This is a genomic window from Sunxiuqinia sp. sy24 (assembly GCF_052677165.1).
The window spans coordinates 1-24,294 of the sequence record NZ_JBQYLH010000010.1 but is presented as its reverse complement, the minus strand read 5'-3'; the positions used below and the strand labels follow the sequence as shown (position 1 = coordinate 24,294).

The following is a 24,294-nucleotide window of genomic DNA, read 5'->3' as shown; positions in this document are numbered from 1 at the left end:
CCTCGTATGTTTTTAGTGATCGGCGAACCTAAAGTCTTGTAATCATTTCCGTTTCAGCCTAATATATTTAATTCAAACTCGCCCCGAATACCAATCTGATCTTCACAAATCAATACCGCTGAGATAATTTCCTCAAAGCGTTCGGTTCGTTTCAATACCTTTTCAACATCTGTCGGCTTCTTAATCAAATTGCCAATACTGGTAGCAAAAGCATCGGCCAAGGCCGTTTCTTTACATGCTATCATCACAGCATCGGCCTTACCGAAGCTGCGTGAGGTACCACTTGTTCCAGCGGAAGTACAAATACCCAGCGGCGTTTGTTCTGGCAAAATTTCCAGGCCTGCCATGCCCGACAGCGGCGACTCGCCGGCAAAAATAGTCATAACGAGTGATTTTTGCAGTTTCAGGTAGCAATCACCGCCGTTCTCAACAACCAGTTCGTTAATCGAAAAGTTCTTCAAAAGGGCTTGCCCAATCAACTCACTGAACATTCCTGCCACGGCAGCCGTTGGCCCCACTCCTGCCTTTTCAGCAACTGCAGCCATCACTTTGGCTATCTCGGGCGCATTTTCCTGAACCGGGCATGGCTTTAAGCTCTTTTTGAAAAAGCTGTCTTTGGCCATGTATTGCTCCAGCTCATCACTAATTTCTTTAAGCTTTTCTGATGCCAACTCCACCATTTCCTCCTTGTACGAATCGGGATCAATTCCGATCCAAAGATCCGCCTCTTTGTAGGTAATTACAAACGATTGGAAACGTTCGCTCGAAAAGCTGTTGCGGTATGTTTTGGGTTCAAATAGCATTCGTTCTTGTTCTATGAAAGATTATAACTTATTGTCCTACACCTGAGTTTCGAATCCTCTGAGAACTCATCACCATGTCAGGACCATTTTCTAGTAAAAGGAAAGTATCTTGCGCCGATTAGCGCATGCAGCTGTTTGCGAAATGCATACAGCTCAGCAGGAATAAGGAATTTGCTTGTTTCTTCACTCGTTTCATTTTTTAATATCAATTATAATTCCGTTTTCCGGCCGGGTTTTGGCACCGTTTCCATTGTTGAACAGAGGGTTGCCAGAGTTTCCAGGAGCCCGCTCTCTCCACTCTTCCTTATAACCAAGAATCCCCAAACGATGGGAATATTTGATAATTTCATGCAAATGTAGTGTCAAAACTGATAATTATCAAGCATTAGAGGGCCTAAGCTTTAAAATAACAGGCACACTAAAGCAATTGATAGTACGACCTGAAATTGGCAATCAGGGCTCTGATATTTTATTTTCCCATTTCTTTCCTCACCGAAAATCAGCTACTTTTGCAGTCATGATTACTGAAATCAGCATCCATGATTTTTATAGCCAGGAGCATCGGTTACCACTGATTGATGTGCGTTCGCCGGGTGAATTTGAAAAAGGCCGCCTTCCGGGTGCCACCAATATTGCCTTGTTTTCGAATGACGAACGGGCTCAAGTGGGCACTGTTTACGTGCAGCAATCGCGCGAAAAAGCCGTTGCGCTGGGCTATCAGTTTGTTACGCCGAAGCTGGACTGGTTTGTTAGCGAGAGTCGAAAAGTAGCCGGAGACTCGTCTGTTGCTGTACATTGCTGGCGCGGGGGGATGCGCAGCCATGCCTTTGCTGAGCATCTGCATACCAATGGTTTTGACGAAGTGTACGTCATTACCGGTGGTTATAAAGCTTATCGGAATTATGTGCTTAACTTCTTTGAACAGCCTTTCCAACTGCGCATTCTGGGTGGCTATACTGGCAGTGGCAAAACCTATTTACTTAGGGCTATTCAGCAACTAGGCGAGCAAGTCATCGATCTGGAAGGGCTGGCTCACCATAAAGGATCAGCTTTTGGAGCGATTGGCGAAACGGCACAACCAACCGTGGAGCAGTTTGAAAACAACTTGTTTGAGCAGTTTCGTCAGCTCGATTTCCAAAAACCAATCTGGCTGGAAGATGAAAGTCATTGTATTGGGAAAGTGAAAATCCCGATCCCGCTATTTCGACAGATGCGCGAACAAATGGTCTATTTTATTCAATTATCAAGAGAACAACGGGCACAGCACCTGGTGAAACAATATACGGCTTGCGAAACGCCGGAGCTGGCCTACGCCATCAATGGCATTGCTAAGCGGCTGGGGGGTCAAAATGTAAAAATGGCTCATGAATATCTTGCCCAACAGAAATTTTATGAGGTTGCTCTTTTGGCTCTTCAATACTACGACAAAGCATACTTGAAAGGGGTACAAAATCGTAACCAGGAATTCGTGCGTTTGATTCCGCTGCCCGACATGAATCACGAAAATAATGCAAAAACACTTATCACATTAGTCGAAAAACATGAACGAAATAAAACTCACGCAGTATAGTCACGGCGCCGGCTGTGGCTGCAAAATATCTCCCAAAGTTCTCAGTTCCATCCTTCAAACAAATCTGGCTCCTTTTAACACGCCCAACCTGTTGGTTGGCAACGACAGCCGCGATGATGCCGCAGTTTACGATATGCAGGACGGAACCGCCATCATCAGCACCACCGACTTCTTTATGCCCATTGTGGATGATCCATTCACTTTTGGAAAAATTGCGGCAGCCAATGCCATCAGCGATGTATATGCCATGGGCGGCAAGCCCCTGCTGGCCATTGCTATTTTGGGCTGGCCCATAAATAAACTAGCACCGGAAATTGCCCAACAAGTATTGGAAGGCGGACGCGAGACCTGCCAGGAAGCGGGCATTCCGCTGGCAGGAGGACACAGCATCGACAGTCCCGAGCCTATCTTCGGCTTGGCCGTTACCGGCCAGGTTGCTTTGGACCAACTGAAACGAAATGACACAGCCACCAAAGGCTGCCAACTCCTACTAACCAAACCCTTGGGTGTGGGCGTGTTATCCACAGCGCAGAAAAAAGGGAAGTTAAAAGCGGAGCACCAACACCTGGCTCCTAACTCCATGATGCAACTCAACAAGGTGGGCTTTGAACTGGCCGCTGTTCCGGGCATCAAGGCAATGACTGATGTTACTGGCTTTGGCTTGCTAGGTCATTTAACCGAACTGTGTGAAGGAAGCCAGCTATCAGCTGAGGTTGAGCTGGACAGGGTTCCGCGCTTTGCCGAAGTAGCTGAGTATATCGAATTAGGCTGTATCCCGGGTGGGACATGCCGAAATTGGGATAGCTATGGCAGCATGGTGAAACTGAAAAATGAGTCGGACAAACTGCTGCTGTGCGATGCACAAACCAGTGGCGGATTACTGTTGGCGGTTGAACCGGATGCCCTGCCACAGGTGCAGGAAATTCTGAAAAGCCACAACATCAAGGCAGAACCATTTGGGCAACTGGTCGCTCCGCAAGATAATCTGATCCGGGTGGTTTAACAGCCTGAACAAGCGTATTTAGGAATCCGGTCTGTCGGAAAGACCGGATCCTTCAATCAATAATATTCTCCCAGACCTTCCGGGATAAATTCGTGGGTCATGATTTCCTGAATCGCCTTCGAGTCAGATTCCTGGTAGCTCAGCTGCCCATCAATCAGGTCTTCCAACAGTTGAAGCATGACGATATCCAACTCAATGGCTAAAATGGCCGGGCGTCGTTCAATCACCACCTGGTGCTCATCATTCAGGGGAATAGTGTCAAATTCATTGATTCCTGTTTCCTGCGGGAAAATGTGGCTGACATGGTACTCCAACAAAATGGGCAAAGCCAGTTCTTTAATTTCATCTAAAATGTAGTGGTGAAAGCTCAGTTCCCGCTTTTGCGGATGATAAAAAGCCAATTGCTGCTCAATCAAAGACTCCAAAGCTGCCAAAACAGTTGGCTCCTTTTCCATAGGAAGCTTCACAAACAAACGACGGATAAAGCCGTTTTCGGTCACTTTTTCCCAGGGCTTAACTACCAATGGTGCATGTTTTATACGATTGGCCGACTTCTGATGCCGGTTTTTATAAACAAACGAACAATAGTTAATGGGCAGATCAATGCGTTCATCCAAGGTAAACTGAATCAGGCGCAAAGCAGTCAGCTCCGACTCCATCACAGTCACCTTTTCACCATGCGTGTAGGTGTAATCGTGCTCAACAAGTTGGTTGAAGTTATAGGGAGTAAGGCGCATCTGATGAAAATTCAGATGATTGACTCCCAACTGATGCAATTCCCGTATTTTCTCTTTCAGCAATGCTTCTTCCTGCGGAACAGCCGGAATTTCAACCGTAACCACCGGAATCTGTCCGACAGCCAGCTTTATTTTATCGGTTTTGTACTCCGTTGCACCAATGTCGAAGCGCATTTCATTCAAGCCCGCCTGTTTTAAGGCTGCCACTTTTTCTTCGGTCAGCAAAATGCCATTGGTATATAACCAAACGTACACTTCATCGCCAAAAGCGTCTTTTACCGCCTGCACAAAAGCCAAGCTTTTCTCAAACGAAACCAGCGGCTCACCCCCCGAAATACTGACTCCTTTAAAACCAAACCGACGAATGTAGTCCACATAGTTCAGCGGATCGTCAAACGTCAGCGTATTGGTCTGCGGCTTGCCCAGATCGGATTGCTGTGTGGGACAATAAAAACATTTCCCATTGCACAGGTTGTTGATAAAAAGACAAGACCACTGTCCCTCTCCACAAAGCTGACATCCCTTTGAAAGTTTTGTCACATCTACTTTGCTGTTATGAAATCCCCACTTGACCCTGCTTTCAATGGCCGACAAAATCGTTTGTCGTTCTTGCATAGCAGTCGCTGCTTCTTCCGGTGACGGAAATTTCAAATAATTGTATTTCACCTGGTACTCCTCCTGATTCCTCAGCAGGTGCCGCTCTTTTAAAGGTGTTAACCTATTCATTCAAAACATCAAATAACTGGCCGTAAATATAGTTTCATTTTGAATTGAAAAAACACCCTCTTGCATTTTTGTGGATATATTGAAGACCAAACAAATCATGAACTGGCTTGTCTGAATAGATAGAACCAAAACAAGCTGATTATGAATTTCAGAATAGAAAAGGATACCTTGGGTGAAGTTAGCGTGCCCGCTGATAAATATTGGGGAGCACAAACCCAGCGCTCCATTGAGAACTTTCGGATTGGACCGGCAGCCAGCATGCCAATGGAAATTATTCATGCTTTTGGTTATCTGAAAAAAGCGGCGGCCCTTACCAATGAAAAATTAGGGGTTTTACCCCCCAAAAAAAGTAAGCTGATCCAACAGGTTTGCGATGAGATTATTTCCGGAGAGCTGAATGCTGAATTCCCACTGGTAGTTTGGCAAACTGGCTCAGGAACACAATCCAACATGAATGTCAACGAAGTGATTTCAAACCGGGCACATGTGCTGACGGGAAACCATTTGGGAGAAGGAAAGTCGCCAATTCACCCCAATGATGATGCCAACAAATCGCAATCATCCAACGACACCTTTCCCACGGCCATGCACATTGCCGCATACCAAACAATGGTAAAACATACCATTCCGCAGGTGGAACTGCTACGGGATACCCTCCATAAGCAGTCTGAAGCGATGATGTCCATGGTTAAAATCGGTCGCACGCACTGGATGGACGCCACACCGCTCACCCTGGGACAAGAGTTCTCCGGCTACGTTTCGCAACTCAATCATGGCTTGAAAGCGCTGCGAAACACGCTCCCCCATCTGTCGGAACTGGCCTTGGGTGGAACGGCTGTTGGAACCGGGCTCAATACACCCAAGGGCTATGCCGAAGAAGTGGCCAAAACCATTGCAACATTAACCGGCTTGCCTTTTATAACTGCTAAAAATAAATTTGAATCGCTGGCAGCCCACGACGCGATCGTGGAAGCACACGGGGCACTAAAACAACTTGCCGTAAGCCTGATGAAAATTGCCAATGACATCCGCTTGCTGGCCTCGGGCCCACGCGCGGGAATTGGCGAAATTACCATCCCGGCCAACGAGCCCGGCTCTTCCATCATGCCCGGTAAGGTCAATCCCACCCAAGTGGAAGCACTCACCATGGTTTGTGCTCAGGTGATGGGCAACGACACCACCATTTCCATTGCCGGATCGAACGGCCAGTTTGAGCTTAATGTGTTCAAACCGGTCATGATCCATGCATTTTTGCAGTCGGCCAATTTGTTGGGCGATGCCTGTAAATCGTTTAACGACCGCTGTGTTGTTGGCATTCAAGCCAATCAAGCACGAATTGATGCCCACCTCTGGAATTCACTGATGCTGGTAACCGCACTCAATCCGCACATTGGTTATGAAAAAGCAGCGATAATTGCCAAAAAAGCGCATGCCGAGAATAAAAGCTTGAAAGAAGCAGCACTCGAGCTGCGTTTATTAACTGCTGAGCAATTTGACGAATGGGTCGATCCGCAAAAGATGGTGGGAAAAATAAACGATTCATCCAGCAAGTTTTCACTTTGACGGTGACTCTCATCGGCTCATTTAGCCACAGTTGAGCAGAAATTTTTACCTTTGCACAAATTTCTCGAAACCATGGAAAATCAGCTACAGATTTACAATACATTAAGTCGCAAGAAAGAAGTTTTTGAACCCCTTCATCCGGGAAAAGTCGGCTTGTACGTTTGCGGACCTACTGTTTATGGTAAAGCCCACCTGGGACATGCACGTCCGGCAGTGACTTATGACCTGCTTTTTCGCTACCTGACCCACATTGGCTACAAAGTCCGCTACGTGCGCAACATTACCGATGTAGGGCACCTGGCAAACGATGCCGATGAAGGCGAAGACAAGATTGCTAAAAAAGCCCGCCTGGAAGAGCTGGAACCCATGGAAATCGTTCAGATTTATACCAACGACTACCATAAAAACATGCAGCAGCTCAACGTTCTGCCACCCAGCATTGAGCCCCGCGCCACCGGTCATATCATTGAGCAGATTGAAACGGTAGAAAAAATACTGGCAGCCGGCTATGCCTATGAAAGCAATGGTTCGGTTTATTTTGATGTCGAGAAATATGCCAAAGATTACCCTTATGGCGAACTTTCGGGCCGCAAAATAGAAGACCTGCAAGCCAACACCCGCCAACTGGACGGACAGAATGAAAAACGTTCGTCGCTGGATTTTGCCATCTGGAAAAAAGCCATGCCGGAACACATCATGCGCTGGCCTTCAAAATGGAGCGACGGATTTCCGGGCTGGCACGTCGAGTGTACAGCCATGAGTTGCAAATATCTGGGCGATACCTTCGACATTCATGGTGGAGGAATGGATTTGACCTTTCCGCACCACGAGGCCGAAATAGCTCAGGCCAAAGCAGCCAACGGACACGATGCTGTGCGCTACTGGATGCACAACAACATGATTACGCTGAATGGACAAAAAATGGGAAAATCTCTCGGAAACGCCATTTCGTTGGATGATTTTTTCGAAGGCAATCATCCCTTGCTGGAAAAAGCCTACAAACCGATGACCATTCGCTTTTTTATGTTGATGGCTCAATACCGCAGCACTCTCGACTTCTCAAACGAAGCCCTGCAGGCTGCAGAAAAAGGAATGGAACGCTTACTGAAAGCTGTTGAAACATTGGATAAACTGGAAAGTTCGGCAACATCAACCGTAAATATTGAAGAGCTAAAAAGCAAGTGTTACCAAGCTATGAATGACGACCTGAACAGTCCGATTGCTATTGCCCATTTGTTCGATGGCGTAAAAATGATCAACTCCATTGCCGATGGAAAAAACAGTATCTCGGCTGAAGATTTGGAAACACTGAAATCCTTGTACTCCTCCTTTTTGTTTGATTTATTCGGACTTCAAGAACCAGAGCAACAAGCCAATACAAACTCGGAGGCGTATGAACATGCCATCGATTTATTACTACAACTTCGCATGGAGGCCAAAGCCAATAAAGACTGGGCAACAGCCGATAAAATCCGTGATGAGTTGGCGAAACTGGGCTTTGTTGTAAAAGATACCAAAGACGGTTTTAGCTGGGAATTGAAATAAAAAAAGCCCGGCTATTTTATCAGTCGGGCAACCATATTTTTCTCAAAATCAGATATAACTAGGCTTTAGGACCATCCCAATCGCCGACTCCCATTGCGGCAAGAGCTCCCACTCGAATTGGCTCAACCGCATCATTCAATGCCTGAAAACCGAAGTCCAATCCTGCAATCGTTCTAAGAGGACGACTGCCTGCTGGCTTATTCATCAGATCTTCGAAAATCTTAACAACGACCATCGGGTCAGTCGGTGCGTTCTCATCCTCAAAAAAGTTTTGAACCTGACCACCAAAGCCTTGAATAAATCCTGCTACATGTTCATAAGCTGAAGCAATCTCAGCATCCTTAGGCTGAACAATGTTGCCAAAGAAATTTGTTGAAAATGGTCCCGGTTCAACAATCACCACATCAATCCCCAATGGAGCTAATTCATAACGCATGGCTTCACTCACTCCTTCCAGTCCCCACTTACTGGCATGATATACACCAAAGCCAGGAAAAGCGCCTCTCCCAGCCGTAGAGCTGACCTGAATAATCAAACCCGATTTTTGCTTTCGCAATTTGGGCAATACTGCTTTAGCAACCCGGATGGTTCCAACGATATTTAAATCTAACTGCTGTAATATTTCTTCGGAAGAAAATGCCTCCACAGGTCCGCCATATCCATATCCGGCATTGTTGATAACAACATCTAGTGTCGGAATCTGTTTGACAGCAGAATTGACGCTCTCATCAGATGTAACATCCATGTCGAGAACATCAATGTTGAGCTTGTTAGCCTTTGCAAATTCCTTTAAATCTGAAGCTTTTCCAGCATTATTACCGGCCACCTTTCGCATGGTAGCATAAACGTGATGTCCCTTTTCTGCCAAGTATTTAGCTGCTTGATAGCCAAACCCTGAACTACAGCCCGTAATCAATATTTTTTTCATGACAATTAATTAAGATTAAACCATCTTAATCAACGTCCAATGTCTGAAACAGTTCAATACTAGTAGGGGTAACTAGAGACTAACAATCATAAATTTAATAAACCACTTCGTTTTACTATTGTTTTACTGATAGGAATTAAAAATTTAAACAAAACTAGTTATGAAAAAATTAGCTATTCTTACTCTTTTTATCAGTCTTTTTACTTTTAGTCAGAAAAGCTTTGCTCATTGTGAAATCCCCTGTGGCATTTACGGCGATTCGGTACGTGTAACACTCATTGCTGAGCATATTGAAACATTGGAAAAGTCTATGAATCAAATCAATGAACTTTCTAAAGCCGGAGATAAAAACTACAACCAACTGGTTCGTTGGGTGGTAAACAAAGAGGAACACGCCAAAAAGATTCAGGATATTGTAAGTCAATACTTTTTACATCAACGCATCAAGCCTGTTTCCCCTTCAGAAGTAGAAGCTTACGCTAAATATACCAACCAGTTGGCGCTGCTCCATCAATTACTGGTTTATTCCATGAAAGCAAAACAAAGCACAGACCTGGAAGTGATCGAAAGTTTAAAAACAACACTGGATAAGTTTTCACACAGCTATTTCCAAAACCACACGCATTAATATGATTGACCAGTCCTGATTTTGAATAATTCAATTTCAGGACAAAAAAAATCCTTGATCCTAGATTAATCTCTTGAGAGTAAGCCCAAGAAATAGTCAGTTTCAAGGATTTCTCATTTCTCTTGTTATCAACCCGTTCGACTAAAACATTTATTAAAATACAGAGGAAAAAGGTCTCCTGAAGGCAAGTCACAAGGAGATTTTTGACAAAAAAAAGGGGCCGCCTTCAACGGTCCCTTTTCAAACTAATAAAACCAACTAAACCTAAACTAAACCTAAATATCTATTTGCGTATTTTATATTCTCATTCATGAAGTTCGATGCCCGCCTTCTCTTCTTCTGCAACTCATACTATAATCTCTTTCCCTATCTCTTAATCCTCTTCTTGAACATCGAACTTGATATCAGAAACAACCCGATAACTGGAAAAGTTCAAGATGACCAAAAGTATGTTTGCATTTTTCATGCAGCGAAGGCAAACACCTATTCGTTTCCGATAGTATTCATCAATACTATAAGGCATAATAACACAATTTAAGCTGGTTCAAGCAAATTCATTTTCGATCTACGGAAGCTTAATTCAACAATTTCAGGATCAAAAAAAATCTTTCCCAATCCCGCCAACACACTCATCATATGAAACCTACCCCATAAAATTAAAAACTCAATCGTCCACTAAAACGCCGCTAAGCTTTTAAGAAGGTAGCCAAAGAATTGAAGGTATAAGCCAGATTATTGGATTACCATTTCAATTTGACTAAATTTAAGTCAGAAACTTGGACTTTCTGTTGGGGCCGATGCAATTCCATGTTAATTGGTTTGTCCACCCTTAAAAGATGATGACCGAGTCCGTTTTATCGAGTATCGTTTGATAATAAAAATTAGCGTGAGATGAAAAAAGTCGTTGTATTCGCTTTATTTATGCTTGTTACATTGGGGCAACTTTTCTCAGCCCAGCCACTCCGAACTCCTTTTATTGAAATGTTTATTGAAGGAAAACGAATAGTGGATGGTTCTGAAATTAATGTCAACAAAGGGCAACAATTTACGCTGCTGACCCAAATAAAAGGTGGCCGGGCCGATTTTGTCCAGTTTCCGGACACCTATGCTGATTTGGGCGATGATGACAAAATTATTTCCAGGAGTTATAACAAGCTGATTTACGAAAAGGATGGCGTCGTGCACAAATGGGAAATAATAGATGAAGACATTGACCTCGAATCGGATACAAAAATCAAGCTTTTGGTGAACAATGAATTGGTCAATAAGCAACAAACTGATGTTTTTATTCCGGTAGACAAAGTAGAAAAAACCTACATCAAGGTTAAAGTTACAACCACCTGGAGCTATGATAATGGCACAAGCACCACAACAGAGCAAAACACGGCCGAGTCCCTAATTCATCTAAACATCCAGGGGAATACCAACGAGTGGTTTGCAACACCAAACATTAGGGCTGCCGGGGCAAAAGAAGAACAGGTAGAGGAAAAACTACAGGCAATTCAAACTTCGTATGACAAAATTGAAATGCTACTAAACACTTTTGAATTTACCTCCATGATGGGCGAAATCCAGCAACTCCGAAGCACTGTAGGTCAACTCGAAGACCGAATCGAATACCTGGTAGCTAATGAGCCAACCAAGCATTCTGATATTTTCTTTATCGGTTTACCCAGCGATCAGGCCATTAGCGACATTGATGATTTTCGCACCTTGTCTACAGCCTGGAATGATTTGGAAGAACTAGTCAAGAAACAGCAAATCAAGCTTCATACAATAACGAAGGCCGACGATAAGCTGACCCGAAGAAACCTGCTTGGGCTTATCAAGCCATTTATCAGCTGGGAAGAAGCGCTGCCCGGCAACGCGGAAGCCTTACTTCAATATTACGCCAATGATTTTAATTGGGAAAATACCAACATTCGTACCTTCTTAGCCTTTAATCCAGCCGAAGAACGAATCAACAACATCGAACAAAGTCTGGTCGATTTTCAGCGATTTTTGGATAACCGAGCGGAAAATATCGAGGCCGAAAAACAAAAAATACAGTATGCTCTCACCCGACTTCAGGCTGTACGAATCTTTGATGGCATGCTCATGGGGTTTTTCTCCTCCCTCAATTTTGCCCGTTGGCAGAATACCCGAAAATAATTGGCGTTTGTAGGTAGAACACAAAACTAAATTGTTTAATGACTAGCTAGAATGATTAAACAATTGTCACAGCTTCTTGTTTTGATTTTTGAAACCATTGACATAAATGCCTCCATGCCATGATAAGCATAAATAAACACGCAGGAATTTATACGCTAAAGGTGGAGCAAAAGCTCCCCATTTCGTTGGATGAAGCTTGGGATTTCTTTTCAAACCCGCTCAATCTCGAACGAATAACACCATCCAACATGCAGTTTAAGATTACTTCTGGTAAGCCTAAGCCCATGCATCCTGGTCAGATTATTACTTACAGGGTAGCTCCCTTCAAAGGATTCTCAACCAACTGGGTAACCGAAATAACGCACGTTGCTGATAAGCAATTTTTTGTTGATGAACAGCGTTTTGGTCCCTACAGCATGTGGCATCACGAGCATCATTTCGAAGCAAAGGAGTACGGAATTTTAATGACGGACAAGGTGAGTTACAAACTGCCTCTCGGCTGGTTAGGCAACTTGGCCCAACAGCTGTTTGTGTACAAACAGCTTCAATCTATTTTTAACTACAGGTACACCTGGTTGAGCAAACAATTTAAAAACTAAGCCCTATGTTTGGACTATTTAGAAGGAAATCGGAAGTTGAGAAACTTCAATTAAAGTATAACAAACTGATGCAGAAATATTATGAGCTTTCGAAGGTTAACCGTAGAGAAGCTGAAAAATACTATGTTGAAGCAGAGGATCTGCTCAAGCAAATCAATTCGATGCTAAAAACGGATTAACTAAGCTAAAGCCGATCTAAACTGACGTCCACTATTTGGGAAACAGAGCATGATTATTTTAACAAGTTTCAAGTGTTGAAATTCAATATTGCAAAGCAGAAATTGATATGTCAATCTTCCAATTTAAATTGGAAGATTAAACTCAAGAAAATTTAGAATGGGCTAAAAACCAAAAAAAATAGCACCTCACCTAAACCTACCCGATATCAAGTAAGAAGTTTTTTATAATCTTTCCTTTTCCCAAAGAGGACCGCTGCCTGAAATTTCTTAATTTAAACCTAAATTAAGAAGAACGATGTCAGAATTTACTCACAACAAACAGGAACGCGTTAACGCATTGGCCCATTTTGCCCGCGAAATGATGGCGACAACTAACAAAGTTAGGCTCGTAAAAGCCAATGAAAAACTAATCGGTGAGGTTATTCCATCGGAAGTCATCGCCCTTTTTGATATTTTGGTTAAAGAAAACGATCGTCGGGACTATAGAATCCTAAAAACCGCCACCAACAAAATTATACATCTATTTCATCTGCCTTTGATCGCTTACCCGGCTATAAAACCTGCCAAAAACAGTTTCTTGGATGTATTGACCCAGAATAATACAGCCATGGAAAACCTACTGAAATCGATGAAAGCAGCCATCAAAATACTGAATCAGCATCCGAAAGATCAGCAGGCCTGTGCAGACTTAAAAGGCAAGACCCACGAACTCCAACAATTCAACAAGCATTACCTGATCAAGGAAAATGTTCTTTTCCCGACGTTGGAAAAACATTGGGAAGACTTTCATTGTGTGCAGCTAATGTGGTCTTATCATGATGATATCCGCCAACTAATGAAAGCACTCCTTCAGGAACTCAATGAAACGACCATTAACCTGAGGAAGATGAATAGACTCGTGGGCGACCTGTTCTTCAACTTATTTGCTATCCGTTTCCGCGAAGAGCGAATCCTCTTTCCACACATCCTGGAAACTATTCCAAAAGACGTAATTCACCAGATGCTCCTGGACAGCCTTGAAATTGGCTTTCCCTATTTCAGCCCCACCAGTATAGCGGACTCCGATAGCGATATATTTACAAATGGAACAATGGTCAATTTGGGCACCGGGAAGGTATCTTCCGAACAAATCATTCAGATTCTCAATCACCTGCCAGTCGACATCACTTTTGTAGACGAACACGATACGGTACGCTTTTTTTCCACGCCCAAGAAGCGGATTTTTCCGAGAACCAAAGCCATTCTCGGACGGAAGGTGCACAACTGCCATCCGCCCGAAAGCGTGCATGTGGTGGAAGAAATTGTCGATGCTTTCAAAAAAGGAAACAAAGACCAAGCTAGTTTCTGGATTAATTTTAAGGAAGACAAAATTCTGATCCAGTATTTTGCTTTACGCAATGAACTAGGAGAATACAAAGGTGTCATTGAGGTGACTCAAGAGATTGCTGGAATTCAACAACTAAAAGGAGAGCGACGCCTACTGGATTGGTAAAAAAATAAAGATACTTATTTAACAACTACAGTTTTAATATTGACAAACTCCCGAATTCCGAAAACAGAGAGCTCACGACCGAAACCACTCTCCTTGATTCCTCCGAAAGGCAAACGAGGATCTGATTTAACAAAATCGTTCACAAAGACACAGCCTGCTTCAAGTCCTTTTTCAGCCAGCAATTTCCCCCGTTCTACATTGCTGGTAAACACCCCTGCCCCCAAACCAAAAACGGTGTCGTTGGCTATCTTTATTGCCTCCTCATCAGTCTTCACTTTGAATAAGGAAGCTACTGGTCCAAACAATTCTTCTTCATAGGCGGGCATGCCTGGTTCAATCCCATCCAGTACCGTTGGAGGGTAGAAAGCGCCAGCCAACTCAGGGATAAAACCACCACACACAATTTTAGCTCCTTTGGCCACCGAAGCACTGACCTGGCCATGCAATTCGTTCCGTAAATCGATTCTTGCCATGGGCCCAATGGTTGTCTTCTCATCGGTGGGATCACCAAAACTAGCTTCCTCCATATGCCGCACAAAAGCCTCGCGAAAGGCATCATAAACCGATTCCATTACGATAAAACGTTTAGCTCCAATACAACTTTGTCCGGCATTGAGCAAACGGCTGGATACGCATAACTTAGCAGCTTCTTCAATATCAGCGTCATCTAAAATTAAGTAGGGATCGCTTCCGCCCAACTCTAATACCGATTTCTTCAAAACAGAACCTGCAGCGGATGCTACTGCCTTTCCGGCAGGAGTGCTACCGGTTAAGGTTACAGCCTTAACTTTAGAACTTTCAATCACCGCCTTAACCGACTTTCCTCCAATCAGTAAACTACGGAAAACATTAGCCGGAAGACCAGCATCTTTCACTAACCGTTCAATGGCCAACGAGCAGCCCTGCACATTGCTGGCGTGCTTTAAAACGGCAGTATTGCCCGCCATAAGCGCCGGTGCTAAAAATCGAAAAACCTGCCAAAAAGGAAAGTTCCAGGGCATTACTGCCAGAATGGTCCCCAACGGCTGGAAGCTGACAAAAGATTCCGACGCATCCGACTCAATGGGCTCATTAGCCAAAAAATGAGCGCCATTTTCAGCATAATAACGACAAACCCAGGCACATTTTTTCAGCTCGCCCAAAGCTTCCTTTTTTACTTTGCCCATCTCGGTTACAATCAAGTCAGCCAGCATTTCCTGCTGATCAAGCAGCTCTTTTTCCAGATTCAGCAAATGCATTTTACGCTCCTCAAACGAGATTTTTCTCCAGGATTTAAACGCCAGATCAACCGTTTTAATGATCCGTTTGGCTTCGTCGTCAGAATGAGCCCGATAAGACTGGATCACTTGATTGGTAAATGGATTGACAGATCTCATAGTATTCAATTTTTCTCCCTTAAAATTAAGCATAAAAAAGGGGCGTTTCAAAAGTTTCATCTAACTGATTTTGCCAAAATCCCGATATACACCTTATTGCATTTCTGAGCGTAAAAGGTTTGGAGTCGAATTACCTGTTTGTTTCTATAAAAGAATCCGTAATTTTGACGCATCAATCGAAACTCCAATTTTGAGAAAGCATAGATTTCATAGTGAACATGATCGAATTAAAAACCTGCGTAAAGGTGACCCAATTGCATTTGAAGAAATTTTCTCCAAATATAGCAACAAGCTGTACCAATTTTCCCTCTCCTACCTTAAATCTGAAACTGAAGCCGAGGAAATAGTCCAAGAGGTTTTCCTAAAACTTTGGGAACGAAGAAAGGAAATCAAAACGGAAACTTCTTTTCAATCCTATCTTTTTACCATTACCTTAAACTTCATTAAAAGGCATTTCAACCAAAAATCAAGAGCAGATCAATACAAACATGAGCTGGCAAGCCAATTTTTCGAAGCAAATGATCAAGTTGAGAGTTCAATCACCTACCAAGATCTCTTAAATAAGCTGGAAATACTGATTGACCAGATGCCTGAAAAACGAAAACAAATATTTATCGAACGGAAACAACACGATAAACCCGTCAAACAAATTGCGGAAGAATTAAACATCACCCCAAAAACCGTTGAAAATCAACTCACCAGAGCGCTAAACTTTTTACGATCAGAGATTCAAAAAGAACATTACGGCGGCTTTCTCTTCTACCATCTTTTCATTTGCCAATAAAAAATATCAATCCCTGTGGGGGATAACCTTCTTTCAAGGATATAATAAGCAAACACAATTACTCAAGGGGCTAACTGGAGTCTCATCCAGATAGCTTATTAAATGAATAAGGTGAAAAAAGAAATCGACAGTAAAATTTTATCCAGATACCTCAATGGTTCCTATTCTCCTGATGACTATCGTCAGCTAAAAAGCTGGTTTGAAAAAGAAGGTACAGCAGAACCACTTGATACGCTTATTCACCAAAACTGGCAGCAATTTAATGAACAACACCCTGGAAAAGACCTGGATTTCATTCTGGAGAAAGTTCAGCGACAAATCTACCTCAATGAAAAAAGGCAGACAAAATCCCTTTGGCATACGTACCGGCAAATAGCGGCAGTGTTGCTACTTCCGTTCCTTTTACTCACGACTTATCTTTTACTAAACAATAAGTATATCCCGGAAAATGCCTGGGCTGAAATCCACTCACCTGCGGGTGCCCGGACGCAATTTCAACTTCCTGATGGAACCTCGGGTTGGCTGAACAGCGGCTCAAGCATTCAATACCCGATTAAATTTTCTAATCGACACGTAAAAATCAGCGGTGAAGCTTTCTTTGATGTTGTCAAGCAAAACAAGGAAAAGTTCGTTGTAGAGACTCCTTACCTGAACATTACCGTATTGGGAACCAAATTTAATGTTGCTGCTTATCCGAATGATCAATTTGCTGAAGTTGTGCTGGAAGAAGGAAAAGTAAACGTGGACGGTAAAACCAGTAAATTCTCAGAATCATTATCACCTGACGAGCGATTTGTTTTTGAGACTGATCTAAAGGTGGGGAAGATAACTCATGTTGATGCCCAAAGCCATTCGGCCTGGAAAGAAGGAAAGTTGGTTTTTCATGACCAGCCACTTGCTGAAGTTCTGAAAAAAATGGAACGCTGGTACAATGTACAGTTTGTAATGAAAGATGAACAATTGAAGAACTACATCTACAAGGGCACCTTTATAAATGAGACCTTAGACGAGGTACTAAAATTACTTGCATATACAGCGCCAATAAGCTATGAAATAAAAGACAGGAAGATGAAAAGTGATGGGACCTGGTCAACAAAAACGATTCTAATCCAGAAAAGAAGATAATACAACAAAATCAGGAAAGTGCGGACACACCTTCCTGATCTAAACAATGATTAACAATAATAATTATTAACCGTTCAACTGTAAATTTATGAAAAAAAATCGGAAACGATGGACAAGCCTTTGGTGTGTCCTTAAAAAGCCAATGCAAATTATGAAGTGGAGTTTGTTCTTATTCATTTTGAGTATTTTCCAGGCACAGGCTATCTCAGGCTATGCACAAAAAACTCAACTTTCGCTGGACTTTAAAAGCACCAGTATCGAAACAATCTTAAACGAAATAGAAAACCAGTCGAATTTCTATTTTCTTTACAACAAAAATCTGGTTGATGTCCGGCACGAAACCAACATCCAGGTGAAGGACCAGCAGATTGAAGTCATTCTCGACCGGTTATTCCAAGAATCAGACATTAGCTATCGGATTTTTGACCGGCAGATTGTGTTGTCTGTTGAAAAAAATCAAATTCAGGGACTCAGCTCACAAATCAAAGATCTGTCAGGTAAAGTAACCGACTCTTCCGGCCAACCCTTGCCAGGTGTAACTGTTTTAATTAAAGGAACCACTCAAGGAACAATTACTGATTTTGATGGGAACTATACCATTAACGGAGTGCCCACGGGTGAGACCCTAGTTTTCTCTTTTGTAGGAATGAGAACGCAGGAGTTAGTGGTTGGTAACCAAGCAACAATCAATTTGGTTATGGAGGAAGATGCCATTGGAATTGAAGAAGTTGTTGCAGTTGGCTACGGAGTTCAAACAAGAAGAAGCTTAACCTCATCGGTTTCCTCAATTGATGTGGCTGATGCCGTGAAAATACCAACATCTTCTGTTTCTCAAACGCTGCAAGGAAGAGCAGCCGGATTAAATGTTAGTCTAAACTCAGCACAACCCGGTGGAGAAGTTAAACTTCAGATTAGAGGATCTGCAACGAACCGTTCTCCTCTGATCGTTATCGACGGAATGCCTACATCCAATTTCTCTCCATCGAAAGTGGGCTATTTTGGAACCGGGGCACTTGACGGAGTTCTTTCTTCCTTAAATCCCAATGACATTAAAAGCATTGATATTCTGAAAGATGCTTCCGCAACATCTATCTATGGTTCAAAGGCAGCAGGAGGAGTTATCCTGATTACCACAAAAAGAGGTCAAAAAGGAGAAGACAGATTCTCTGTTGATGTTAATGCTTCCACTGGAGTTCAAGAGTTATTTAATCTTCCAGAGATGTTGGGGGCTGTTGATTTCATGAAAGAAACAAACAGTATCCAAAGAGAAAAATGGCTATATGACAGTCGATTAGATGTATATTCTGACGTTACAAAACCCAATGGATGGGTGGCTCCAGGAGACTTCTCCCCCTATTTCACGTCAGAACAAATTGCAGAATTCGAAAATGGAACGAAAACAGGCACGAACTGGAGCGATGAAGTAACCCGCACCGGAATGGTTCAAAATGTTGACTTATCACTATCGGGCAATAGCAAAAACACTCGCTACTACGCTTCATTTGGAGCTTACGACCAGAAAGGAATTATCAAGAATAATAACCTTGCAAAATATACAGGAAGGGTAAATGTAGATCAGGAAATTGGTGATAAAACAACTGTTGGGTTAACCATCAACTTTAGCCAGATCAATACCGATAACGTTTCTATCGGTAACGGAGGACAATGGGAAAATAGTGGTGTTTTAATGAGCTCATTGACATTTTCTCCTATACTACCAGTATATGATGAAAATGGTAATTATACGATTAACAATCGGATGTCAGTACTTCCAAATCCTGTATCTTATCTTGATATTACGAACAAAACGGTCATGGAACGTTTTTTCAGTTCTGCATTCTTAAAGTATAATATATTGCCAGAACTATCTTTAAGAACGCAGGTAGGATTTGACAGAAATGATAGTAAAAACTACGGCTATCTGCCAACGACAACCATTACCGGTGCTAGTTATAATGGTCGTGCTGACCGGTCAAACAACCAGACTAACAATTACCAATTTCAAGCATTGTTAAACTACGTAAAAACACTGGGTGAAAACCATAACCTTTCTGCCACCTTGGGTACCGAGTATATGAAATACAAGTGGGAAAGTATGGGAATAACTGCAACCGATTTCCCTTTTGATGGTATTTTATGGAACAACCTTAACCTGGGAGCAGAGAGACCACGTGTCTCGTCTTCGGGTGGTAGCTCTGAAATAATATCTTATTTCCTGAGAACCAGCTATGACTATGACAATAAATATTTTGTTACGGCGAACCTACGTGTGGATGGATCTTCAAATTTCTCCCCTGAAAACCAATATGGAATATTCCCAGGGATTTCGTTAGGATGGGATATATCGGAAGAAAACTTCATGAACTCTTCAAAAAGTTGGCTAAACCAACTCAAGTTTAGAGTAGGATATGGGCAAACAGGTAATGACAACATTGGCACGGCATTTTCAGACTTTTACAGTCCTGGCGCCAATACCATGTGGGGAAACTCAATCATATCAGGCGTTAGACTTTCAGGCTTGGGAAATCCGGATCTCAAATGGGAAAAACAAGTTGACTTCAATACTGGACTAGACTTCTCATTGTTCAACAACAGAATCTCCGGATCTTTGGAGTACTTTAACAGAGAGATTAGCCGTATTTTAGGATCAAAAAGCTTATTGAGTTCAAATCCGGTAACAAGCATCGCCTATAATCTGGATGCCACAAAACAAACTTATGGAACTGAGCTTACCTTAAATACCCAAAACATTGTTTCGGACAATTTTAGCTGGAATTCGAATATGACTTTCACTTATTACCGTGACCGCTGGTTAAAACGCGACCCCAGCTATGTTTTAGGAATCAACGATTCTCCAAAACAATACTTTGGAGAACTTTGGTATTATGAAACTGATGGATTGGTTCAAGTAGGAAGTACTGATCCGTTAAACCAAATTCCCGGAACAGTCAAAATTGTGGATCGTGATGGTTACCTTTTGGATGATGATGGCACCAGAATACTTGACGAAGACGGCAAACCCCAGCGCTCGGGCAAACCCGACGGAAAAATAGATGCTGCTGATAAGGTGAAAGTCGGCGTTAATACTCCTTTTACTATTGGTATGAACAATTCGTTTAGCTACGGCAATTTTGATCTATCGATATACACTTATGGAGTCTTTAACAAATGGAAAATGAATGAGACCAGAACAAGATTAGGAGTTGCAAATCCCTACACGATAGTCTCTACTGCGTCAAATATTCCTGTCGAAGCCCTGGATAGATGGAATAGTGATAACCTTGAAGGAACAGGGGTGTCTGCATTACAAAGTTCTGCTCAATATGGCACAGGTGACTTTTTCCTTGAAGATGCTTGGTTCGTTCGTGTGCGAGACATTACTTTAGGTTATTCGCTCCCCGGACATATTTTACAGAATGCGAAGATCAAACGTTTGAGAGTGTATTGCAACATTATGAACCCATTCCTTTTCACTCCCTATACTGGTATGGATCCAGAAACTGATCAATACGTAGCTGCCTACCCTAATCACAGAACCTATAACTTAGGCGTACAGCTTAGTTTCTAATAACAATTAGAAGATAATCGAAGATTGTCTCATAAATCATGCAAATCATAATTGGAAATACAGTTTAAAAAAAAACAACAAACAGATGAAAGCAAAATATATAATTGCAATCGCACTCTCCTTACTCATAACATCTCAAAGTTGTGAGCTAATGAGAGACGAATACGATAAAATAACGCCTGACAATTTCTATAATACAGAGAAAGATGCCAAATTAGCCATTGCCGCACTATATTATAACTCAATCACGAAAGTTGGAACCTGGAGTCCTGGCTTGTTTGTACAAAACATCAACTCAATAATAACCTTATCTGATATTTCGGCAGGCGATATGATGATGTGTTCCTACGGAACAAACCCATGGGAATATCTTAGAACCCACCAGTGGACCGAATCTAATGGATATGGTACTCAAAATGTTTTTAACTATTACAATCACATCTCAAATGCTCGTATTGTTGCTAATCAAATTGAGCAGATGGATATTTCGGATAACCTGAAAGCGGCATTAGTTGCTGAAGCCAACGCTGTTGGGGGATGGAAAGCGGCTATTCTGTATGATTTCTACGGTCCTGTTCCTTACCCAACAGACGAAATACTGGCAAATCCAGCAGAGTTAGTTTACCCGGAACGTCCAACAAAGGAAGATTTTGTAGCAATTATTGAATCCTTATTTGAGGGCAAGGATGATCTGCCAGAAGCTGATTATGGCCCAAATTTCGGGAGAATAAATAGTAGTATCGCCAACATGGTACTTCTTCGGTTATATATGAATGAAGCTGCCCGAACAGGTGACGCTGCATTTTGGACTAAAGCGAAAGAATGTGCCGAGAAAATCATAAACTCGGGTTCTCATCAATTGATGAATAATTATAGCGATGTATTCAGTGTTAACAACACTAAAAACAAGGAAATTATATTCGCTACTCCCTCTGACTATTCGTTTAACACCATGATGTGGCACGCTGAAGCTCTTCCCAACAATTTCCCAACCCCCGGAGGTGGAAGATCAAATTCATGGGGAGGTTACAAGATCTTGTGGTCTTTCTACGATACCTTTGATCCCAATGATATGCGTTTATCTGGTATTGCAGCGTCGTATACTACTCCTGACGGAGTAGAGATAAGCCGACAAAATCCGGTAGATAATCGACATGGTGTTGGTGACGGAGCCATTCCTGTGAAATATGACCTCGATCCAAATCAGGTGAGTTTCTTTCAGGGACATGATTTTATTGTCTACCGCTATGCAGAGACACTTCTGGCCATGGCCGAAATCTTGAATGAGCTGGAAACAACTGCAAGTGTCAACGCTCCGGCAATCACTCAAGTATCAAAAGAAGGTACTACCTATAACAGCGATGGAGGAAATACAGCTTATTCTTTTATCAACGCAGTAAGGGTTAGAGCAGGATTAGAGCCACTAACAAACATGTCAAAAGAGGATTTGCGTGACGCCATTTTAGCGGAACGTTCGCACGAACTATATTGTGAAGGCACTCGCCGGATGGATTTAATCCGCTACCAGCGAATGACCAATGGCAATGGAGACAAGAAATTTGATGATGATCAAGATAAATTCTTATTCCCAATACCTATTGGTTACATCAACGAGTACAAAGGGAACTTAACTCAAAACCCTGGATACTAACAAAGACTAATACAAGTTTATATTTCCGGTGATTCAACCGGGTATAGAAGCGAGGTAAAAACGACCTAAGAGAAAACAATAATTATTTACCCATAAATGTCCGGCAAATTGCCGGGCATTTTTATATTACTTAAATCATGAAATTCGTTCATTTAAACTACCTCATTATTCTCGTTTCTTGGTGTATGATGGGATGCCAGAACAATATGCCGCGAGAAAGATCATTTTCGATCATACCTGATACTACCTCTATCTTGAAAAACCCCGCAATGGGTTGGGTAATGTACTGCGAAGGCTGGGAACTCTACCCTTATTTTCAAGATAATTTCGACAGAATAAATGTAAACAGCTTCTGGGAAGAAATGGATGCTGTTCGTGCACATGAGGTAAGTAATATTTTATACATAAGAGCTGTATGGTCAGCCTTTGAGTCTGAAGAAGGGAAATATGCATGGGAAGATGATCCGAATTTTATTCAGCTTGTGGAGGGTGCAAAAGAAAGGAATTTAAAATTAGCTTTCCGGATTTTCCATGACAGTCGAGATATGGTGCAACAGGCTACGCCTGAATATGTTTTCAAAGCCGGAGCATCATTCAAAACGGTGACGGGGAAAGATGGGGAATTTAAAACGCCATATTACGATGATCAAATATTTCAGAAAAAATTTGACACCTTTCTTCAAGCATTTGCGAAAAAATTTGATGATCCTCAAACTGTTGATTTTATCGATGCCTATGGATTAGGACGATGGGGAGAGGGACATGGAGTTATCTTAAAAAACAAAGAAAATTACTATTCTGTCGTTGATTGGATTACTAGCTCCTATGCCAAAAGCTTCAAAAAAATTCTCACCGTGCTAAATGTTTCAGAAGCAGACTACAAGTATACTAAACCTCTGGCCTTTGACAGGTATAATTTCATTCCACGCCGTGATGGTTTAGGTAGCTATTGGTTTAGTAAGAAGGATCAGGAAATTCTCAATAGCTTGTTTCCACAAAGTGCCTTCATCGGTGAAGCTTGCTACTGGTTTACAAGTCCCACAGGAGACACGCTAAGTAACCGGGCTTTTGAACAGGATAAACAGTACAAGTTCAAAAGCTTTAAAGCAACCTTTCCTGCAGCTTTAGACGATGCCCTGAAATTTCATTCAAACACTATGGATCTTCGCGTTCCTTTGGAATGCAAGTACTGGATTGAAGAACTACCAGAACTGGTACAAAAGTTTATTAGCCATGGCGGATACCGATTGTATCCATCGAAAATAACCGTTTTAGAAAGCGATGATAAGCTTTCTATAACCCACGTTTGGAAAAACCTGGGTCTTGGAGTCCTCCCCAATAATCATCCTAACTGGAACCAGAAATATCAAGTGGCTTTTGCATTATTTGACGACAAAGGAAAATTGAAGAAAAAATGGATCAGCAAAAAGGCTGAACCTTCAAAATGGGTAAAAGGAGTAGAAGGAAGCTATTCTGAATCTCTCAGCCTAAACGATGTCGCTAGAGGCTCATATCAACTTGCGGTTGCTATTGTTGATATCTCTTTTGATAAACAACCAGGGATTAAGCTGGCTGTAGATCAGAAAAATATTAATGATGAGGGATGGTTACAGGTTGGTGAACTTACACGCTAGGCTCAATAGAATAACGACCAAGAATTTGATTTTTTGTACTCGTTCTCTCTATATTGTATCTACTAAATTTCGCCAAGTTTTAATACACAAATTAAACAGACATAAGTAAATCGCACAATACTTCAACTACTATTTACTATGAACAAACTAAAAACAACTTCAATTATTTGCTTACTTATTTTGCTAAGCAATTTCTCATTTGGGCAGACAGCAGATACGCTGATTGTCCAAA

Annotated in this window: 18 protein-coding genes and 1 riboswitch; of the genes, 14 read left to right on the top strand and 4 right to left on the bottom strand. The window is 42.2% G+C overall.

Annotated elements, in window-relative coordinates:
- Window positions 1-53: 53 nt before the first annotated feature.
- Window positions 54-803 (bottom strand): UPF0280 family protein, encoded by a 750-nt coding sequence (locus ACUNWA_RS10145; RefSeq protein WP_445591791.1) that lies wholly within the window; start codon window positions 801-803, stop codon window positions 54-56.
- 206 nt (window positions 804-1,009) lie between these two features.
- Window positions 1,010-1,116: riboswitch (SAM riboswitch) on the bottom strand.
- 114 nt (window positions 1,117-1,230) lie between these two features.
- Between ACUNWA_RS10145 and mnmH the strand changes: the two genes are divergently transcribed.
- Window positions 1,231-2,373, top strand: coding sequence for a tRNA 2-selenouridine(34) synthase MnmH (mnmH, locus tag ACUNWA_RS10140; RefSeq protein WP_445591790.1), 1,143 nt, complete (start codon window positions 1,231-1,233; stop codon window positions 2,371-2,373).
- Window positions 2,345-3,376 carry a selenide, water dikinase SelD gene (selD, locus tag ACUNWA_RS10135; protein ID WP_445591789.1) on the top strand — a complete coding sequence of 344 codons (1,032 nt, stop codon included), beginning with the start codon at window positions 2,345-2,347 and terminating at the stop codon, window positions 3,374-3,376. Before mnmH ends, selD begins: the two co-directional genes overlap by 29 nt.
- Window positions 3,377-3,432: 56 nt before the next feature.
- Here selD and ACUNWA_RS10130 read toward each other — a convergent pair whose 3' ends face one another.
- On the bottom strand, window positions 3,433-4,839 hold the full coding sequence (locus tag ACUNWA_RS10130; protein ID WP_445591788.1) for a radical SAM protein: 1,407 nt from the start codon (window positions 4,837-4,839) through the stop codon (window positions 3,433-3,435).
- 141 nt (window positions 4,840-4,980) lie between these two features.
- On the opposite strand from ACUNWA_RS10130, the gene fumC reads away from it, so the two are divergent.
- A complete protein-coding gene (gene fumC, locus ACUNWA_RS10125) occupies window positions 4,981-6,402 on the top strand; it encodes a class II fumarate hydratase (RefSeq protein WP_445591787.1) in 1,422 nt (473 codons plus the stop codon).
- A gap of 72 nt (window positions 6,403-6,474) precedes the next feature.
- Complete coding sequence (cysS, locus tag ACUNWA_RS10120) at window positions 6,475-7,947, top strand: cysteine--tRNA ligase (RefSeq protein WP_445591786.1); 1,473 nt, start codon at window positions 6,475-6,477, stop codon at window positions 7,945-7,947.
- A 58-nt stretch (window positions 7,948-8,005) separates the two neighbouring features.
- Here cysS and ACUNWA_RS10115 read toward each other — a convergent pair whose 3' ends face one another.
- Complete coding sequence (locus tag ACUNWA_RS10115) at window positions 8,006-8,875, bottom strand: SDR family oxidoreductase (protein WP_445591785.1); 870 nt, start codon at window positions 8,873-8,875, stop codon at window positions 8,006-8,008.
- Window positions 8,876-9,035: 160 nt separating this feature from the next.
- Here ACUNWA_RS10115 and ACUNWA_RS10110 point away from each other — a divergent pair, with 160 nt between their 5' ends.
- The 5 genes from ACUNWA_RS10110 to ACUNWA_RS10090 all read left to right on the top strand — a co-directional run bounded on the left by ACUNWA_RS10110 (window position 9,036) and on the right by ACUNWA_RS10090 (window position 13,924).
- Window positions 9,036-9,503: a superoxide dismutase [Ni] gene (locus tag ACUNWA_RS10110; RefSeq protein ID WP_445591784.1), complete on the top strand. Its 468-nt coding sequence runs from the start codon at window positions 9,036-9,038 to the stop codon at window positions 9,501-9,503.
- 891 nt (window positions 9,504-10,394) lie between these two features.
- A complete protein-coding gene (locus tag ACUNWA_RS10105; protein WP_445591783.1) occupies window positions 10,395-11,654 on the top strand; it encodes a hypothetical protein in 1,260 nt (419 codons plus the stop codon).
- Between the two features lie 119 nt (window positions 11,655-11,773).
- The gene (locus ACUNWA_RS10100; RefSeq protein ID WP_445591782.1) at window positions 11,774-12,253 is read left to right on the top strand and encodes an SRPBCC family protein; all 480 of its coding nucleotides are present in this window, start codon (window positions 11,774-11,776) and stop codon (window positions 12,251-12,253) included.
- 5 nt (window positions 12,254-12,258) lie between these two features.
- Window positions 12,259-12,432: a Lacal_2735 family protein gene (locus ACUNWA_RS10095; protein ID WP_445591781.1), complete on the top strand. Its 174-nt coding sequence runs from the start codon at window positions 12,259-12,261 to the stop codon at window positions 12,430-12,432.
- 295 nt (window positions 12,433-12,727) lie between these two features.
- Window positions 12,728-13,924: a PAS domain-containing protein gene (locus ACUNWA_RS10090; RefSeq protein ID WP_445591780.1), complete on the top strand. Its 1,197-nt coding sequence runs from the start codon at window positions 12,728-12,730 to the stop codon at window positions 13,922-13,924.
- 14 nt (window positions 13,925-13,938) lie between these two features.
- Here ACUNWA_RS10090 and ACUNWA_RS10085 read toward each other — a convergent pair whose 3' ends face one another.
- Window positions 13,939-15,333, bottom strand: a complete 1,395-nt coding sequence (locus tag ACUNWA_RS10085; protein WP_445591903.1) for an NAD-dependent succinate-semialdehyde dehydrogenase — start codon at window positions 15,331-15,333, stop codon at window positions 13,939-13,941.
- A gap of 157 nt (window positions 15,334-15,490) precedes the next feature.
- Here ACUNWA_RS10085 and ACUNWA_RS10080 point away from each other — a divergent pair, with 157 nt between their 5' ends.
- The 5 genes from ACUNWA_RS10080 (at window position 15,491) to ACUNWA_RS10060 (ending at window position 24,062) form a co-directional block, all read left to right on the top strand.
- Window positions 15,491-16,084, top strand: a complete 594-nt coding sequence (locus ACUNWA_RS10080; RefSeq protein ID WP_445591779.1) for an RNA polymerase sigma factor — start codon at window positions 15,491-15,493, stop codon at window positions 16,082-16,084.
- Window positions 16,085-16,195: 111 nt separating this feature from the next.
- Complete coding sequence (locus tag ACUNWA_RS10075) at window positions 16,196-17,209, top strand: FecR family protein (protein WP_445591778.1); 1,014 nt, start codon at window positions 16,196-16,198, stop codon at window positions 17,207-17,209.
- 151 nt (window positions 17,210-17,360) lie between these two features.
- Window positions 17,361-20,777, top strand: coding sequence for a TonB-dependent receptor (locus ACUNWA_RS10070; RefSeq protein ID WP_445591777.1), 3,417 nt, complete (start codon window positions 17,361-17,363; stop codon window positions 20,775-20,777).
- Between the two features lie 151 nt (window positions 20,778-20,928).
- On the top strand, window positions 20,929-22,428 hold the full coding sequence (locus ACUNWA_RS10065) for a RagB/SusD family nutrient uptake outer membrane protein (protein WP_445591776.1): 1,500 nt from the start codon (window positions 20,929-20,931) through the stop codon (window positions 22,426-22,428).
- 137 nt (window positions 22,429-22,565) lie between these two features.
- Window positions 22,566-24,062, top strand: coding sequence for a hypothetical protein (locus ACUNWA_RS10060; protein WP_445591775.1), 1,497 nt, complete (start codon window positions 22,566-22,568; stop codon window positions 24,060-24,062).
- Window positions 24,063-24,294: the final 232 nt, after the last annotated feature.

Excerpts from the sequence above, each read along its gene's own strand:
- ACUNWA_RS10065 (WP_445591776.1), top strand. The coding sequence starts at position 20,929 with ATGAGAGACGAATACGATAAAATAACGCCTGACAATTTCTATAATACA.
- ACUNWA_RS10070 (WP_445591777.1), top strand. The coding sequence starts at position 17,361 with ATGAAGTGGAGTTTGTTCTTATTCATTTTGAGTATTTTCCAGGCACAG.
- ACUNWA_RS10095 (WP_445591781.1), top strand. The coding sequence starts at position 12,259 with ATGTTTGGACTATTTAGAAGGAAATCGGAAGTTGAGAAACTTCAATTA.
- fumC (WP_445591787.1), top strand. The coding sequence starts at position 4,981 with ATGAATTTCAGAATAGAAAAGGATACCTTGGGTGAAGTTAGCGTGCCC.
- ACUNWA_RS10145 (WP_445591791.1), bottom strand. The coding sequence starts at position 803 with ATGCTATTTGAACCCAAAACATACCGCAACAGCTTTTCGAGCGAACGT.
- ACUNWA_RS10115 (WP_445591785.1), bottom strand. The coding sequence starts at position 8,875 with ATGAAAAAAATATTGATTACGGGCTGTAGTTCAGGGTTTGGCTATCAA.
- ACUNWA_RS10090 (WP_445591780.1), top strand. The coding sequence starts at position 12,728 with ATGTCAGAATTTACTCACAACAAACAGGAACGCGTTAACGCATTGGCC.
- ACUNWA_RS10085 (WP_445591903.1), bottom strand. The coding sequence starts at position 15,333 with ATGCTTAATTTTAAGGGAGAAAAATTGAATACTATGAGATCTGTCAAT.
- ACUNWA_RS10100 (WP_445591782.1), top strand. The coding sequence starts at position 11,774 with ATGATAAGCATAAATAAACACGCAGGAATTTATACGCTAAAGGTGGAG.
- ACUNWA_RS10060 (WP_445591775.1), top strand. The coding sequence starts at position 22,566 with ATGAAATTCGTTCATTTAAACTACCTCATTATTCTCGTTTCTTGGTGT.
- ACUNWA_RS10105 (WP_445591783.1), top strand. The coding sequence starts at position 10,395 with ATGAAAAAAGTCGTTGTATTCGCTTTATTTATGCTTGTTACATTGGGG.
- cysS (WP_445591786.1), top strand. The coding sequence starts at position 6,475 with ATGGAAAATCAGCTACAGATTTACAATACATTAAGTCGCAAGAAAGAA.
- selD (WP_445591789.1), top strand. The coding sequence starts at position 2,345 with ATGAACGAAATAAAACTCACGCAGTATAGTCACGGCGCCGGCTGTGGC.
- ACUNWA_RS10130 (WP_445591788.1), bottom strand. The coding sequence starts at position 4,839 with ATGAATAGGTTAACACCTTTAAAAGAGCGGCACCTGCTGAGGAATCAG.
- ACUNWA_RS10110 (WP_445591784.1), top strand. The coding sequence starts at position 9,036 with ATGAAAAAATTAGCTATTCTTACTCTTTTTATCAGTCTTTTTACTTTT.